The organism is Fructilactobacillus myrtifloralis, from assembly GCF_024029335.1.
GTDB lineage: Bacteria > Bacillota > Bacilli > Lactobacillales > Lactobacillaceae > Fructilactobacillus > Fructilactobacillus myrtifloralis.
In genome coordinates, this window is sequence record NZ_CP097116.1 from 729920 (window position 1) to 745921 (window position 16002).

The 16002-nt window shown below is 47.5% G+C and carries 15 protein-coding genes and 1 tRNA gene; 5 read left to right on the top strand and 11 right to left on the bottom strand.

Features of this window, described 5'->3' with window-relative positions:
• Positions 1–87: 87 nt before the first annotated feature.
• The 3 genes from rbsU to M3M35_RS03815 form a co-directional block, all read right to left on the bottom strand.
• Positions 88–1017 carry a ribose/proton symporter RbsU gene (rbsU, locus tag M3M35_RS03805; protein ID WP_252749354.1) on the bottom strand — a complete coding sequence of 310 codons (930 nt, stop codon included), beginning with the start codon at positions 1015–1017 and terminating at the stop codon, positions 88–90.
• Positions 1018–1098: 81 nt separating this feature from the next.
• Positions 1099–2622 (bottom strand): glycerol kinase GlpK, encoded by a 1524-nt coding sequence (glpK, locus tag M3M35_RS03810; RefSeq protein ID WP_252749355.1) that lies wholly within the window; start codon positions 2620–2622, stop codon positions 1099–1101.
• Between the two features lie 105 nt (positions 2623–2727).
• Positions 2728–2979, bottom strand: a complete 252-nt coding sequence (locus M3M35_RS03815) for a hypothetical protein (RefSeq protein ID WP_252749356.1) — start codon at positions 2977–2979, stop codon at positions 2728–2730.
• Between the two features lie 139 nt (positions 2980–3118).
• Between M3M35_RS03815 and M3M35_RS03820 the strand changes: the two genes are divergently transcribed.
• Entirely contained in the window at positions 3119–3925 is an 807-nt protein-coding gene (locus M3M35_RS03820; protein WP_252749357.1) for a tyrosine-protein phosphatase, read from the top strand.
• Positions 3926–3938: 13 nt separating this feature from the next.
• Positions 3939–5195, top strand: coding sequence for a tyrosine--tRNA ligase (tyrS, locus tag M3M35_RS03825; protein WP_252749358.1), 1257 nt, complete (start codon positions 3939–3941; stop codon positions 5193–5195).
• A gap of 116 nt (positions 5196–5311) precedes the next feature.
• On the opposite strand, the gene apf is transcribed toward tyrS, so the two are convergent.
• The 5 genes from apf to M3M35_RS03850 all read right to left on the bottom strand — a co-directional run bounded on the left by apf (position 5312) and on the right by M3M35_RS03850 (position 9564).
• Positions 5312–6007, bottom strand: coding sequence for an aggregation-promoting factor (gene apf / locus M3M35_RS03830; protein WP_252749359.1), 696 nt, complete (start codon positions 6005–6007; stop codon positions 5312–5314).
• Positions 6008–6436: 429 nt separating this feature from the next.
• Positions 6437–7822 (bottom strand): Na+/H+ antiporter NhaC, encoded by a 1386-nt coding sequence (nhaC, locus tag M3M35_RS03835; RefSeq protein ID WP_420842377.1) that lies wholly within the window; start codon positions 7820–7822, stop codon positions 6437–6439.
• Positions 7823–7830: 8 nt separating this feature from the next.
• Entirely contained in the window at positions 7831–8151 is a 321-nt protein-coding gene (locus tag M3M35_RS03840; protein WP_252749361.1) for a thioredoxin family protein, read from the bottom strand.
• Positions 8141–8896, bottom strand: a complete 756-nt coding sequence (locus M3M35_RS03845; RefSeq protein ID WP_252749362.1) for a TerC family protein — start codon at positions 8894–8896, stop codon at positions 8141–8143. The genes M3M35_RS03840 and M3M35_RS03845 overlap by 11 nt, the downstream gene beginning before the upstream one ends.
• A gap of 23 nt (positions 8897–8919) precedes the next feature.
• Positions 8920–9564 (bottom strand): glycoside hydrolase family 73 protein, encoded by a 645-nt coding sequence (locus M3M35_RS03850; RefSeq protein WP_252749363.1) that lies wholly within the window; start codon positions 9562–9564, stop codon positions 8920–8922.
• Positions 9565–9722: 158 nt separating this feature from the next.
• On the opposite strand from M3M35_RS03850, the gene M3M35_RS03855 reads away from it, so the two are divergent.
• Positions 9723–10646 (top strand): magnesium transporter CorA family protein, encoded by a 924-nt coding sequence (locus M3M35_RS03855; RefSeq protein ID WP_252749364.1) that lies wholly within the window; start codon positions 9723–9725, stop codon positions 10644–10646.
• Positions 10647–10699: 53 nt separating this feature from the next.
• Here M3M35_RS03855 and M3M35_RS03860 read toward each other — a convergent pair whose 3' ends face one another.
• Complete coding sequence (locus M3M35_RS03860) at positions 10700–12022, bottom strand: APC family permease (protein ID WP_252749365.1); 1323 nt, start codon at positions 12020–12022, stop codon at positions 10700–10702.
• Positions 12023–12403: 381 nt separating this feature from the next.
• On the opposite strand from M3M35_RS03860, the gene M3M35_RS03865 reads away from it, so the two are divergent.
• Positions 12404–12476 (top strand) — tRNA-Lys (locus tag M3M35_RS03865).
• 96 nt (positions 12477–12572) lie between these two features.
• Here M3M35_RS03865 and M3M35_RS03870 read toward each other — a convergent pair.
• Both M3M35_RS03870 and M3M35_RS03875 read right to left on the bottom strand, forming a co-directional pair.
• Positions 12573–13031 carry a MerR family transcriptional regulator gene (locus M3M35_RS03870; protein ID WP_252749366.1) on the bottom strand — a complete coding sequence of 153 codons (459 nt, stop codon included), beginning with the start codon at positions 13029–13031 and terminating at the stop codon, positions 12573–12575.
• A 12-nt stretch (positions 13032–13043) separates the two neighbouring features.
• Entirely contained in the window at positions 13044–13703 is a 660-nt protein-coding gene (locus M3M35_RS03875) for a histidine phosphatase family protein (protein ID WP_252749367.1), read from the bottom strand.
• Positions 13704–13859: 156 nt separating this feature from the next.
• Between M3M35_RS03875 and M3M35_RS03880 the strand changes: the two genes are divergently transcribed.
• The gene (locus M3M35_RS03880; protein WP_420842393.1) at positions 13860–15992 is read left to right on the top strand and encodes an LTA synthase family protein; all 2133 of its coding nucleotides are present in this window, start codon (positions 13860–13862) and stop codon (positions 15990–15992) included.
• Positions 15993–16002 lie beyond the last annotated feature (10 nt).

Below are 16002 nucleotides of genomic sequence, written 5' to 3' on the forward strand. Positions count from 1 at the left end.
ATGCAGGAACCATGCATAACTCCTGCTTGCAGCAATAAAAAAACCTTAAACCAGACTTGGTTTAAGGTTTTTTATTATGCTAAATGTTTAGTTTAAGAACGCAGTTACGGCAGCGGCAACGATAATTAAAGCTAATCCAATTAAAGTTGCAACCATTTCCTTGTGGGTCTTGTGTTGACCTAACATGTAAATTCCTGTCAAGGTTGCGATTACGACACTAACTTGTGAAACTACGAAGGCCGTTGACAAACCTAAACCACCCTTTTCGACTGGTTGAGCAGCCACTAAGTAAGCGAGGGCTGCGATTCCAAAGAAGAACCCAGCAATGATTTGCTTGTACGAGGTTGCTTGCTTGAAGACGTTTTCCTGTTTCAACAAGGTAATCCCGTAAATTACGGCGACTAACACCATCCCGATTGTTTGTGGTAAGAAAGCTTGTAACCCACTCATCGGCGTGGTCCGTGGAACAAAGCCCTGGGCCCACTTCAGATTTTCAATCTGTGGTGCAGCAGAGTACAGCCAGTACCCAATTACCCCAATCAGTTGGTAAATGATGGCTTTGCGCAGCGCTGCGGCGTTGGTGTTTTCTTTGTTTTCACTCCACGTGGTCAAGGTCGCCCCAATGATAATTACGATCAGCGCAATCATACCGATGATCTTGTTCGTAACCCCAGGCCAACTCCCCAGCGCAAAGGCACCCCACAGGGCCGTTACGATTAATTGAAAGGCCGTGGTAATTGGCATTACCCGAGATGATCCGATCAATGAGTAACCCTTAAAGGCCATGATTTGACCAAAGCCCCAACCGCAACCAGATATAATCCCAAAGACTAAGTTCCAGCCCATTGGGAAACCACATCCAGTTACTAAGAAAACGACGAAAGCCACAATTAAGGCTCCGATGGTCGCCCCTAAAATTTGGTTAGCAGGCTTCCCACCAATTTTTGAGGAGACCGTGGGGAAGAATCCCCAACCGATCACGGGAACAATCCCGATTAATAACGCTAATGCACTCATGTAAATATCCTCCACTGCATCTGATTTAAATCTCTTTGATGAATCAATTATACCGCAACTCACTAATTAATGAAAGCGATTTCACGAATTTTCTTGGGGGCGCGGGGTGGGCTGAAAGGCGGACGCCGCTCGGACGGCGCGTTGCCATCCGGAATACAGGCGGGTCCGCGCTGTGGCGGACAAATCTGGAACAAATGCTTTTCCAGCCTGATAAATCGTTTTTATTTCCGTCCAGTCAGCCCAAAACCCAGTCGCAACCCCTGACAACGCGGCAACCCCAAAGGCTGTGATTTCCGCATCGTTGGTCCGCAGCACCTGGCGGTTTAACAGATCCGCTTGAAATTGCATGAGGTAGCTATTCCGACTGGCCCCGCCGGCCGCGCTTAACTGCGAAATTGCCAATCCGGTATCCTGTTCCATGGCGTCTACAATGTCACAGGTGCGGTAGGCGGTTGCCTGCAAGGTAGCCTTGACCAGGTCATCCTTGGTGGTGCCCCGGGTCAAACCAAACCAGGCGCCCCGGGTGGTCGGGTTCCAGTATGGAGCCCCTAATCCAGTTAGGGCGGGAACAAAGTACACCTCATTCTGATTAGTCGACCGTTGCGCCGCTAGGCGTGATTCGGGGACGCTTTGAATTAACCCCACCTGATCTTGAAGCCACCCCAAGGCACTGCCGGCGGTGAAAATGCTTCCTTCTAACGCATAGGTGATTTTTCCATCCAGCCCGTAGGCAATCGTGGTTAACAAGTGTTTCGAGGTCGCCGGGGTTTCCCCACTGTTCATCATGACAAAGGCTCCGTCCCCGTAAGTGGTTTCTACCATTCCGGGTTCCAAACTCAACGACCCTAAGAGGGCCGCCTGCTGATCCCCAATGATGCCTGCGATCGGCACCGAGACCCCGTAAAACTGATAGTTCTCCGTCGTGCCGTACCGTTCATCCGAAGCCCGGACGGCAGGCAGCAGTTGGCGGGGAATTCGCAGCAACGCTAACAGGTCGTCATCCCACTCCAACCGATGAATGTTATATAGCATCGTACGGCTGGCATTAGTATAGTCAGTCACGTGGCACTTACCATCGGATAACTTCCAGGCCAACCATGTATCGATGGTCCCCGCTAACAGTTCGCCCCGTTCAGCCCGGGCTTGGGCGCCCGGAACGTGGTCTAAGATCCAGCGAATTTTGGTGGCTGAAAAGTAAGCATCGAGCACTAACCCGGTCTTTTCCTGAATCATAGCTTGATAACCCGCAACTTGCAACTGGTGGGCAATCGCCGCTGTCTGATTTGAAAGCCAGCCGATTGCATGATAAATCGGTTTCCCGGTCTGTTTGTCCCACACCACCACGGTTTCTCGTTGGTTGGTAATCCCAAGTGAATGAATTTCATCTGGATGAATCCGCCCGTCAATCAACGCATTAGCAATCGCAGCTAACACCGAGCTCCAGATCTCATCGGGATCCTGTTCCACCCACCCCGGATGGGGACGCAGTTGGCGGAGGGGTTGGGTACTAGCAATTACCTTACGCCCGGCGTGATCATACAGCACCGCCCGGGTACTGGTAGATCCCTGATCAATTGCTAATACATATTTGCTAGTTGCGTTCATCAAACGTGCCCCTTTTTCAATCATTTCTTGCAGACTAATCATACCATAGCTACAAAAAGTTTAAGAAAAAAGAAGGAGCAAGCTCCTTCTTTACTTAATCACGGATTAGCGTTTAATTTGGACCCGAATGTCACAATCAATTTCAGCTGGTTCAACCTGTTCTTGGTAGTCGAAGTTGGCTTCGTTGAAGTAGTGTTTCATTTCATCATTAATGACGTTTAAGTCCCTGACATCCCCGGTTTGGCGCTTGATCAGTAATGTGTATTCCTTCGTATCTTCATCCACATTTTCGAAGTCATAAATTACATCAACGGTGTTTAAAATTTCTTGAATTAACTGGCGTTCTGTCATTTCCATCTGCTTCATTTCCTTTCGTAAGTCATTACCATAAGCGTAGTGCAATTAGCTTCGTTTGTAAACAATTATTATACTTCAATTCTCGAATCTTTCAGTGCTATAATAGCGGTATGACAATCGAGCAAAGGACGTGAATCAGATGAAGAACGAACGCATCATCAAGCTTGATTCTACGGAAAATCTCCGGGAATTAGGTGGTTACCAAACGACTGATGGGCGCACCATTAAATGGCATAAATTACTGCGTTCTGGAAGTTTAGGTCTGCTGACGCCCACTGACCAAGCCTTTTTAGAGGCATACGGAGTCCGTTATGACGTGGACTTTCGTTCTGGTCAAGAACGAACGACCGCCCCAGATGCGGTTACCGCTGGTCAGATTGAATACCTGTTTGATCCCGTGTTTGACGAGGACCGAACCGATAACTCGCAGGATCCGGCCGAATTTCGTCAGATGCTCGAGGACAATCCCAACTACGCCCATGACCACATGGTCGACGTCTACCAACGGATGGTGCTTAACGACGGCTGTCACCAAGCCTACCGCCGGTTTTTTAAAATCCTGTTGCAAAATGACCAACCCGAGCAAACCCTATTGTTTCACTGTACGGCTGGGAAGGATCGGACGGGCATGGCCGCCGTGTTCCTGTTGGCTGCCCTCGGAGTTGATTTAGAGACGATCAAGCAGGACTACATTTTAACAAACCAAGTAGTGAAGGATGTAGTGGACCAAAAAATGGCAGCCGTTCGCGCTGAGGGCTTTTCCGAAGCCGCCATTCGGAACCTACGGGAACTGTATACCGTTGACATGGACTTTTTAGACGCGGCGCTAGCAACGATTAACGAACACTATGGTAGTCTCGATCAATATCTTAGTGACGTTCTCGGAGTCGGCACTGCGGAACGGGAACGCTTACAAGCACTCTACCTCGAACCTAATCATCACTAACGCGGAGGAAACTATGAATATCATCGAAGATTTACAGTGGCGTGGGGCCATTAACCAACAGACTGACGCCGCTGGTTTGGAAGCAACCATTGACGAACACCCGATTGCCCTGTATTGTGGCGTTGATCCAACTGGTGACAGTATGCACATTGGCCACCTGATTCCCTTTATGATCATGGAACGCTTTGCGCGCGCTGGCCACCATCCCTACATCGTCATTGGAGGAGCAACCGGATCGATTGGAGACCCCAGTGGTCGGAAAACGGAACGGCAGTTACAAACTAAGGAACAAGTCGAAAAAAACGTGGCAGCGCTGACCGCACAAATGGAGCACCTGTTTGGAAATAACTCGAACATCAGCATCGTTAATAACTACGACTGGACCAAGGATTTAACCCTCCTCGACTTTTTACGGGATTACGGCAAGCTGTTTAACGTCAACACGATGTTAAACAAGGAAGTGGTCGCAAGTCGTCTCGCCCAGGGGATTTCCTTCACAGAGTTTACCTACCAAATCCTGCAAGCGTATGACTTTTTCCAGCTCCATGAACAGCACGATGTACAACTAGAGATTGGGGGCGCTGACCAGTGGGGTAACATTACCGCCGGGATCGATCTGATCCACAAACTGCGGGGGCCTGAAACCAAGGTCTATGGCCTCACGATTCCCCTCATGCTCAAGTCTGATGGGACTAAGTTTGGTAAGACGGCGGGTGGCGCCGTTTGGTTGGACCCAGAAAAAACGTCTCCTTACGAATTTTACCAATTCTGGTTCAACCAGGATGATTGCGATGTGATTAAATACCTGAAGTACTTTACCTTCCTTGACCACGCAGAAATTGACCACCTGGAACAACAGGTGGAAACGGAACCCTGGAAACGGGAAGCGCAACGGCGGTTAGCTGAGGAAGTAACTGCGTTTGTACACGGACAAGCGGCCGTTGAAGATGCCGAACGGATTGCGAAGTTACTCTTTACCGGGAACGTCCAAGAGTTAAGTCCGGTTGAGGTCGGGCAGGCCTTTAATAACGTCCCGACCGTTACAATCAATGCAGAACCGCAGAACATCATCGACCTCTTGTTAGCGATGCACGTGGATAGTTCCAAACGCCAAGCCCGCGAAGACGTCCAAAACGGGGCCATTACCGTCAATGGAACCAAGGTTACGGATGTGAACGCTACGATTGATCCCGCTGATCATTTTGACGGACAATACGTGATTGTCCGGCGAGGGAAGAAAAAACACTTCTTAGCCCGGGTCACTAATTAACTTAACTTAAAAAAGCTCTCGTCATTCACTGACGGGAGCTTTTTTAACATTGTGACCACACAAAAACAGGATCATCCCAGCGGGACAATCCTGTTTCATTAATGAAGCTGATTTGTTTACCAGTAGTTGTGGGCGTTCCGGAAAGCAACGGCGTTTGCAACTGAACCGTACCGGCTAACAGCGTATTGACGAGCAACCCGTTCTTGGTTAGCTGGTGAGTAATCACCGTTCAAGTATGATGAAGACAATTGGTATTTACCAATGTATTGACCATTCCGGGCCGTGTATGAGCCACCAGATTCAACAGCGGCGATGGAGTCTAAGGAACCATCACTTTCGGCACCAGTATTACTGCTTGCTTGGGTAGCAGCTGGAGCTTGCGTTTGGGCTGGTTGTGCAGCTGGTTGAGCTGGAGCTTGCGTTTGGGCTTGCTTAGCAGCAGGTTGAGCGGCTGGCGTCGTTGCTTGCGCAGCAGCTTTAGCTGGAGTAGCAGCTTGGTTGTTAGTTGATTCAGCAACCGGTTGGGCAGGCGCAACTTTAGCAGCTTGGGAAGCTGAGTTGGCAACCTTAACGTTTCCGTTGTCACCAACGATGAAAACTTCACCAACGTAGATGCGGTTGATGTCTTTAATGTTGTTAGCTTTTTGCATAATGTTAACAGACACACCGTAAGTTTGGGCTAATTCTGATAACGTATCACCAGAGTGCACCGTGATCTTAGTTGAGGCATCAGCGTTGTTAGCACCAGCAAACATAACTCCAGCCGATACAGCAGCAACTGCGGCAATTGACTTAAGACCTTTTAACTTCATAAAATAAATCTCTCCTTAAATAGTAAATGTAAAATCCAGGTCGTGTAACTAGAATGATTGCTCGATGACGCATTCGCATCAAACAACAATTGCTATACTAATGGGGTAACGTTACAGAGAGATTACAGAAAGGTTACTGAAAATCGCTTTTTTGTAATCTCGCAATCATTTAGACATATTTTGTTACTTAAAGACCTGGAACCGGAGCGAATTACTACCAGCATGGGCATTAAATGTGTCAAACCATTTCAAATTATTGTCAACTTAATTAACAATTTCTGCCATTTTTTTACAACTTTTTGATTATCTGCCCTTCAAGAAGTAATCACTAGTTTGCTTCGACCAGTTCAGCACATTCTGCCACAAAAAAACGCTCCTAAACAGGAGCGTTTTTGGTAACTTAAGTTCAAAGCATAATTTTCGGAGTTTTTAATGTGGTTCACGTTTTAGTCCAATCCCGGTGAAGCCACTAAGAATGGAAAAGACTGGACAAAGTAAACTAAAGAAGACAAACGGTAGGTAGTGTAAGGTCGGCACGTTCAGGGTATTGGCCACAAAGACGCCGGCAACGCCCCAGGGGACTAAATAGTTAATCACCGCTCCCCCATCTTCGAGCGCTCTCCCGAGTGCTTCTGGAGCTAAGTGGGCCTTCTTGAAGTCCGCTTTAAACGCCGTCCCGGGCAAAACAACGGACAGGTACTGTTCCCCAATGAAGAGGTTCACCCCAATCGCTGCTAACACCGTACTCAACACTAACATCCCGCTGGAATGAATGTGCGCGGAAAACCGGTTCATAACGACCTCAATGATGCCGAGCTTAATCAACAGCCCGCCCAGCGCCAGGGCCAAAATAATCAAGGTCATCGTCCCGGTCATGGAACTAATCCCACCCCGGTTCAAAATTTGGTTGACCTCTGGGCTAGTGGTTTTAATGGTAAATCCGTTCTGCATCACATTAGCAATTTTGGCAAAGGAGAAGTGGTGCTGCGGATTGACCATGATCATGATGCTCGTCACCGTGACGTTAATAAACAGCGTCGGAATCGTTGGGATTTTGGTCCAGGCACAAATCAGTAGCAACAAAACCGGGAGGAGCATCCACAACGAAATCGTGAAGTGACTCGATAAAACGTGGGCCGTTTGCGTAATTTTAGTCAAACTAGCGGTCTGGTGGTGATTCCCTAATAAGGTAAATAACCCCAGTGAAATCACAAAGGCCGGAATGGTCGACCACAGCATGTTTTTAATGTGGCTGTAAAGGTCATCCCCGGCAATCGCCGAGGCCAAGTTGGTCGTGGCGGACAACGGGGACATTTTATCACTAAACACGGCCCCTGAGACGACCGCTCCCGCGATCATCGCTGGGTCAATCCCCATGGTCAACCCAATCCCCATGGAAGCGAGCCCGACCGTCGAAATGATCGTAAAGGCACTTCCAATGAAACAGCCGACAAAGGCACACATCAGAAAGACCGAAGGCAAGAACCACCGGACACTTAAGAGGTGAAACCCGTAGACCATCAGGGTCGGAATCACACCGGCCATGATCCAAACACCGATCAAACTCCCGATTAACAGGAAGATAAACAACGGGATGATTCCATTCTTAACGCCGACGACGATGCCATCCTGAATCTCATCCCACGAATATCCGCGGACTTTCCCCCACAGCATCAGGGCAAAGATCACAATCAAAATCGGGACAACTGGCGTCAAGTGCAGGCCAATAATCCCGATTCCCATAATCACTAACATTCCTAGTAAAATTAAGCTGGCCTCGAGCAACCGAGGCTGTTTTGTCTCTTGCATCTTCATCTCCTACTCTACTGTGCTGCTAACTTGCGTTCTAAATAATGCGTTAATTGGGCGACCGAATAAAGGCCGGTCACCTTTTCGACTCCTTTGCCGTTCACAAAGAGGACGTAACTGGGAAGCCCCAGCACCCGGTATTGTTTGGCCAGTGCTTGGTTTTGATCAACGTTTAGTTTCGCAAACTTCACCCGACCGGCAAAATCATGATCCAATTGGTCTAAGACGGGTTCCATGCGTCGACAGGGAGCGCACCACGGCGCCCAAAAATCGACCAACGTCATTGGACCCTGGACTGCAGTAGCAAAATTAGTTTGAGTGAGTTCAACTGCCATCTGGCTTTCTCCTCCTTCGCACAAAATGAATAATTAAAGTTCCCGTAATGGCTGCAATCACAAAGATTCCAAACCAGGTGGCGGGAATTTCAATGTCGATGGCAGGGATGGAGAGTAAGAGCTTCACCCCAATTACAAAGACCAACACATAGGCCATCGTTTTTAATTCTGGAATCCGCTTCATGATGTTCATAATGACTTCGGCAATGCCCCGCATAGCTAAAATGCCAGCCATCCCCCCGATTAAGACCACCACCGGGTTACTGGAAACCGCGAGTGAAGCTAACACGGAATCAATCGAAAAGAGAATGTCCATAAATTCAATTTGGAGTACCACCCACCAGAAGAACTTGCGACTGTGGGGATTACCGCGCGTGCTGATGTTGCGCTGCTTACCCGATTGGGATCGTTTGGGAAGAAAGTACTTCACAGCCAGGTAGATTAAGTAAAGCGCCCCCACCACCTTGATTTCCCAAAAGTGGATTAAATAGACCCCGGCTCCAATTACTAAAAAGCGAAAGACATACGCTCCCCAGAGACCGTAAAATAACGATTCCTCCTGGAGCTTCTTGGTCGGGAGTACCTGCGTCTGGGTGGCCAACACAATCGCATTATCAACAGACATCACGCATTCCAACACCACGAGGGAAAAAATGATTAACCAATCGTTTCCTGAGGTCAACACCGTTTCCCAGTTATGCAGGTCGAAAAACGGACCGTAAAGTTTTTCAATTAGGGAAAGCACATCGTTCCTCCTTTAGGTAGTCGTTATTTTTGCATCGCTTCTTGATCATACTTTTCCAGATCGTGGGCTTTAATCACCCGCGTGAGCTTTTTGGCATAGTTAGGATCAGTGGCATAAGTGTTCTTTTGTAACAATTTAGCTTCTTCGCGATAATCGGTGATGTTATCATTGCGATTCAAAAACTTATCGTACAGGGCCTGATTGTGGTCTTCAATCGCGGCCTGTAAGTTCGGGTACTTACGGAACTGACCCTTTTCCGTAATGTGTTTGTGGTTAATGTACTCACCCGTTTCGTAGATGATGTAGTTCCCATTGTAAGTTCCCTTAATCCCAAACGGATTATTGGCTTCAGTATACAGTTTGGACTTCCCCCAGTTTGACTCCAAGATTGCCTGGGCAATCACGATACTAGGTAAGACCTTGTGATCCTGCCGATACAGCTGGACCGATGGTTGCGCCACCTGTTTGATAAACTTCCGTTCGTGTTTTAACACCGGATTGTTTTCTTCCTCAAACTTCTTTTGGGCGGTAATCATCCGTTGGTAGTTAATGTGTTGGCGAATTTTATAGGTTCCAAAGAGCGCTAAAAAAACGCTGGCCACAATAAGAAAGCCAATCAGTGGATACCATAAATTGCTACGTTCTGAATTAGTTGGTTTCTGTTTCATGTTATTATTGCACTCCTTTGTATTCTTCATTATACCCCATTGATTTCCAAAATTAATTACAGTTTGCTTTCAAATCATTAGAAAATCAGGGCGAAAGCTAAACTTTTCCCCAATTTTCCATTATAATGGTAGGTAATGCGTAAAAAGGAGGCAATCACATGATTAAAACCGATAAAATCAACCAAAACATCGAATGGGTCCAGGTCACCGATTGCCTCCCCGTCGAGAAAAAAACTTTAAAGCAGGAGTACCACCTCACGACCGAGATGCTCTACTACGCGCTTGACCACCACGAACGCCCCCGCTTGGAATACTACGAAGATGAACAGTTATTGCTCATCATTTTTGACGTTGCCGAACCGACCCGTTTTAACGGTGATATTGCCGCCGAACCAATTGGGCTAATCGTGCGTGGTGACACCCTCTTTACCTTTACCGCTAACCAAACTAACTTCGTTAATCCGCTGATTCGGTCAATCGTTGACAAATTACCTCAAGTTCAGCGCGATAACGCCGCTCCGCTGGACATTGTCCTCAAAACCATGTACCAGCTTGCCATCCAATACTTCGATTATATCAACCACATCAACAGTATTCGGACGAGCATCCAACGGAACTTACGGGGCCGGACTAACAAAGCAGCAATTAACCAACTGCTAAACCTGCAAACCGACCTGGTCTACTTTTTAACTTCGCTCTCGGCTAACAACGATATGTTAACCATGTTTAAGCGTAAGTTAGGTAAGACCTTATCGGATAATGACAACGACGTGTTAGACGACGTCATCATCGAAATTCAGCAGGGACTGTCCATGGCGCAAATGGCAAATCAAGCTGCCCAACAGGTAGCCAACGCCTATTCCAACCTGCTGGACAGTAACCTGAATACCACGATGAAATTTCTGACCGTCTTCTCGATCGTGCTAACGGTTCCAAACATTGTCTTTGGTTTTTACGGAGAAAACGTCAAGCTTCCGTTTATGGACAGTCCGATTGCCTGGCAGCTCACAATCGTGATTACCGCCATCTTCGTGGTAATCGTGCTGCTCATCATGCGCTTTAGTGACTTCTTTAACCGTTAATTCACTCAATAAAAAAGCACCGCTTGCTAACTAGCAGGCGGTGCTTTTGCTTCTTAATTTTTTCGGCGTTGCCACTGGTGCAGGTAATAAATCGGCACTCCCAGCAGGGTAATGCCTAACCCGGCGAAGGCTAAGCCCGGTTGATTAATCAGGGTCGTCACGATAATGAAGAGCCCTCCCAGAATGGCAACCGCAGGAACCACCGGATACCACAGCACTCGGTACGGCCGTTCCAAGTTGGGCTCGCGCTTTCTGAGAATGAAAACCGCCAGGAATAACAGACAGTTAAACAACCACATCACAAACACCAACATGTCGGTTAACACGTCGAAACTCCCTAGGAAAATCATAATGATCGCAATTACCAGAATGAACAAGCTGGCCACAAACGGTGCAGCCGCCCGGTTTAAACGTTGAAAGGCGTGACTAAACGGCAGCAAATCTTGCTTGGCTAACGCGTACGGAATCCGGGACCCCGTCATCGTGTAACCGTTAATGGTACCAAAGACGGATACCAAAATCCCAATTGTCACCAGTTTTCCACCAAGGTTCCCAAATAACTTCCCGGCTACTTCAGCGGCCGTGTTGGGATTGCCAGCGATTTGATCAATCGGCATGTTTTTCAAAAAGACCCAGTTAACCAGCACGTAGATTACCATGATAAAGGTTAGGCCGAGGACAACTGCCTTCGGAATGTCCCGCTTCGGATTTTTCATCTCCCCGGCGATGTCACCGACGTTGATCCACCCTTCGTAGGCAAACATGGTTGCGAGCAACCCACCCGCAAAGGCCGTGATGACGTTCGAATGGTCCGTCGGGGTCATGGGAAAGAGGGTCACATCAACGTGGCCCGGCATGAACAGTCCGACGATCACGATTAAGAAAACCGGAATCAGCTTAAAAATCAACGTCAGCGACTGCACGCTCCCACCGACCTTCGCACCTAGCAGGTTCAAGCCGGTAATGGTAACCACCACAACCAAGGCAATCGGCACCACCAGGGTTGTGGCCAGGTGCAGTAAGATGACCACCTGGGTCGCAAAGATAATTGCTAAAGCAGCCATGTTAGCAGGAACGTAAATCAACATTTCAGACCAACCCAACAAAAATCCACTTAAGGGCCCGTAGGTATGGCGCATGTACTGCACACTTCCGCCGGTTTCTGGGATCGCTGCCCCTAATTCTGCCACCGTCAGACCACCACAAATCGTGAGAATTCCCGCTACAACCCATGCTAACAAGGTCAGACTAACCGAATGGGTGGCGGCGGTCACACTCGCAATTTTAAAGAACACCCCGCCCCCGATCACGGTTCCCATCACTAGTGCGAGCGCGGTAAACGGTCCAATACTACGTTTTAACTTTTGTTCTGTCATAATTTCTCGCTCCTTACTCCTGCTTACTAAAAAGGTCCTGGTTAGTAAATTACTAACCAGGACCCTTACTTAACTAGTCGTAGGAAGGCTTCGCACAACTGATGGCCCGGTTAGTAACTTCGTGAGCAACTAACTAGGCATCCCAAACTAACCTTACTTAGCGCCACGCGTTCCAAGTAGAGTTAGAGGAGGACATCAATTTCATCATCATTTTTGTCATGCTGACCATTCCTTTCTCATTTGATACTACTGATTAAACCATCATTTCGTGCGGGTGTCAATCCCCGGCCTGCGTTTGCACTTAATTGTTTCCAATAAAAATTACCCGATGGGGGTTGGCAACTACGTTCAACTTATGCTATACTAAATCCATATTGTGATGAGCGGCTAGCTCAACTGTTAGAGCAACGAATTCTTTATTCGTGAGATTGGGGTTCAAGTCCTTGGCCGCTCATAATAACTAAGAACAGCAAATTGCTGTTCTTTTTCTTTACCTAAAAAAGCCAGCTTTCAATGAGAAAGCTGGCTTTTTTATTGTTGAAGCAGGCCCCTACTCAACTTGCTTAGGCTGCTCATTAACGTCACTAACTGTATAGACAATCTCTTGCTGGTCATCCAAATAGCCATAGAGGCGCTTAGTGTGGGCCCGGTCAAAGTAACCCATATCAATCATGGTATGTCCGTCTTTTTGCACTAATCCATGGTGCATTTTCAAGATAAACGCATAGGTCGACCGCACAATTTGCATGTGATGCTGGGCCTTTTCAAAGGCCGTTCCTAACGAATGATCCTGGTCGAGATAAAATTTAATGAGCTTTACCATCATGAAGTTTTCGTGGTTAAACACCCGTGAAGCCATTTTTTCATCGCGTTCACTATGAATGTAACCCTTCTGCTCCCAGTACCGGAGCTGGCGGGGAGAAACATCCGTCATCTTGCTTACTTCGCCAATCCGGAAGATGTAGTTATTCTCGTTGCACGTTTGAAAAAAAGCAGCGTGATCTACCAAGCTCAGTCCTCCCTACTTATTATAATCAGTTACCGTAAATTGGTCCCCGTCGACCGCTAGTTTTGTAATGCTACCATTGGCAGGCCGCGTTCGCAAATCATACTGGCCTGGCTGTTGAAACCAATCAACTAAACTCAACAGCGTGTTGCCATGACTGACAAGTAAGACGGAATCGCCGTCCTCAATGGTAGGATTTTGGGTAATTAAATTCAGTCCCTTTTGCAACCGTTCCCAATATTCAGCGGCGTTCTCCGCCATGTGGAACGGGTCGGCTTCCTTAAGAAAATCCTTTGCCGCGTTCATGTCGTACTGTGCGATAATCTCTGCAAACGTCTTAGCACCGTGAGGAGCACCTGCTTGATACCAGACTTCGTCCATGTTCAGACCTTCAAAGTAGCCGTAAAATTCCTCCCGAAAGAACGGTGACACAATCGGGGTAATCGAATTAAAGGTTTCGTTTTGATCAAAAATTAACGACATCGTCTTTTGGGCGCGGTTTAAGTCACTGCAGTATGCTGCTTTAAACTTAATGTCCTTCAAGCGTTTCCCCGTTACAACGGCATCGTTAATCCCCGTTTCCGTTAACGGTGAGTTACTCCAACCCTGTAACTTGTTAAAGACGTTATAATACGTTTGCCCGTGGCGCACTAAATATAAGGTAAACTTAGCCATTTTCAGTCATCTTCTTTCTTATTTAGTTCAGTATACCACGCTCCCTGGCACTTCGGTATTCTTATACTTTCCTTAGTGTTTTTTGCTTTCAAAGTCTGCTATCATTAAAGTTATGATTACCGAATTCATATGAAGGGAACCTTACCTTTGAAAATCATCAAACAGACCCTAGCCAAGGTTAATACCCGAGTGGGCTTTTTCGTCTTTTTAGTGGGATGTTTTTGGCTCAAAACCATTTACGCCTACTTTGCCGATTTTGCGCTGGGAACCGAGGGCATGCTACAATTTTTGCTGCTCTTTTTGAACCCCATCGCCACCACCATCTTAATTTTCGGGCTGGCTTTTTACTTTAAACCTGCAAAGCTATTTTATCCTGCAATCATTCTCCTCGATATCATTGATACCGTGTTACTGTACCTAAACGTCATTTACTTCCGGGAATTTACCGACTTTATGACCGTGTCAACCATGACCGGGTACTCCAAGGTCGATCAGGGCTTGAGCGGGGCCTCGATTGCCCTGACGATGCCACACGACGTCTTCTACTGGCTAGACATCGTGGTCGTCATCTTCTTGCTGTTATTCCGGGTCATTAAGGTTGATAAGCGAGCGCTGACCAATCGGTTTGCCTTTGCGGTCTTTTCAGTGGGGGCGTTATGTTTAACCTTCAACATTGCGTTGGCCGACATGGATCGTCCCCAACTGTTAACTCGGGCCTTTGATCGCAACTACCTGGTGAAATACCTCGGGTTGGACGTGTTTACGGCGTACGACGCCTTTCAAACCCACCAGTCCAACGAGCTTCGTTCCCAAGCAAACAAATCAGAAATTTACAACGTGAAGGCCTTTACGGATGCCCACTACGCCGAGCCTAATCCCCAGATGTTTGGCTCCTTAAAGGGGAAAAACGTGGTTGTCATCCATCTGGAAAGTTTCCAACAGTTCCTGATTAACAAAAAGATCAACGGCAAAGAGGTTACGCCGTTTTTGAATCACATCTACAATAGTAACCATACCTATGCCTTTGATAACTTCTTCCATCAGGTCGGTCAGGGAAAAACTTCTGACGCCGAAAACATGCTAGAAACCAGTACCTACGGGTTACCACAGGGATCCCTATTTGCCCAACTCGGTAGCGACAATACCTTCCAGGGCGCTCCCGCAATTCTAGATCAGGATGGGTACAGTTCGGCCGTTTTCCACGGCAACGTTGCGAGCTTCTGGAACCGGAACAACACCTATAAGAACCTCGGTTATCAATACTTCTTTGATGCCAGTTATTACGATACGACCGGGGATAAGGCCACGGGCTATGGACTAAAGGATAAACTCCTCTTTAAGGATTCCATCAAGTACCTCCAGCGCCTGCAACAGCCGTTTTACGCGAAGTACATTACCGTTACTAACCACTTCCCCTACCAGTTGGATGACGAAGACACGAAGGATAGCAAGCTCAAGGCACCCGATACCGATGATAATGCGGTTAACAACTACTTCGTGACTGCCCATTATCTCGATCAATCCATCAAAGAGTTCTACGACTACCTCGATAAAAGCGGGTTAGCCAAGAACACCGTGGTCGTCCTCTATGGAGACCACTACGGACTATCCAACTCGGAGAACCCGACCCTCGCTCCCCTGCTTGGGAAGAGTGAAGCCAAGTGGAATGCCTTTGACAACGCCCAGTTACAGCGGGTTCCGTTCATGATTAATTCACCCGCTATCAACAACGGCTATGTTGATCATACGTACGGAGGCGAAATTGACGTCTTGCCAACCTTGATGCACCTCTTGGGGATTAATTCCAAGGAATACATCCAGTTTGGAACGGACTTGTTCTCAAGCAAGCACGACCAGATCGTGGCCTTTCGAAATAAAGATTGGGTCTCTCCTGAATACACTTCGATTGATGGCACGATCTACAACTCCAAGACGGGGAAAGTCATCCATCCGAACGCTAAACTCAAGAAGGAATTGGATGCCATTCAGCAGAAGGTGGACACTGAGTTAGCGCTTTCCGATACGCTAAACCAGCAAAACCTGTTGCAGTTCTACCACCCCGCTGGCTTTAAAAAGGTTAACCCAGCGAAGTTTAACTATTCCAACGGTTTGAGTCACGAGAAACGGACGGAAAACCAACTTGGGGATAAATCGAAGAGTCTCTTTGATACTAATGGGCATCAGGATACGACGAAACTGTACAAGACGGATGCTCCCGAAGCAAACGAACCGCGCAGTGATTCTAGTCGCATTCAAATTCAAAATCCAGACTCCAACCAGGAAAAATAAAGTCGCTCAA

Coding starts and splice junctions, on each gene's coding strand:
- rbsU (WP_252749354.1), bottom strand. CDS start 1,017: ATGAGTGCATTAGCGTTATTAATCGGGATTGTTCCCGTGATCGGTTGG.
- M3M35_RS03875 (WP_252749367.1), bottom strand. CDS start 13,703: ATGGCTAAGTTTACCTTATATTTAGTGCGCCACGGGCAAACGTATTAT.
- M3M35_RS03855 (WP_252749364.1), top strand. CDS start 9,723: ATGATTAAAACCGATAAAATCAACCAAAACATCGAATGGGTCCAGGTC.
- apf (WP_252749359.1), bottom strand. CDS start 6,007: ATGAAGTTAAAAGGTCTTAAGTCAATTGCCGCAGTTGCTGCTGTATCG.
- M3M35_RS03860 (WP_252749365.1), bottom strand. CDS start 12,022: ATGACAGAACAAAAGTTAAAACGTAGTATTGGACCGTTTACCGCGCTC.
- tyrS (WP_252749358.1), top strand. CDS start 3,939: ATGAATATCATCGAAGATTTACAGTGGCGTGGGGCCATTAACCAACAG.
- M3M35_RS03850 (WP_252749363.1), bottom strand. CDS start 9,564: ATGAAACAGAAACCAACTAATTCAGAACGTAGCAATTTATGGTATCCA.
- M3M35_RS03820 (WP_252749357.1), top strand. CDS start 3,119: ATGAAGAACGAACGCATCATCAAGCTTGATTCTACGGAAAATCTCCGG.
- M3M35_RS03815 (WP_252749356.1), bottom strand. CDS start 2,979: ATGGAAATGACAGAACGCCAGTTAATTCAAGAAATTTTAAACACCGTT.
- M3M35_RS03840 (WP_252749361.1), bottom strand. CDS start 8,151: ATGGCAGTTGAACTCACTCAAACTAATTTTGCTACTGCAGTCCAGGGT.
- nhaC (WP_420842377.1), bottom strand. CDS start 7,822: ATGAAGATGCAAGAGACAAAACAGCCTCGGTTGCTCGAGGCCAGCTTA.
- glpK (WP_252749355.1), bottom strand. CDS start 2,622: ATGAACGCAACTAGCAAATATGTATTAGCAATTGATCAGGGATCTACC.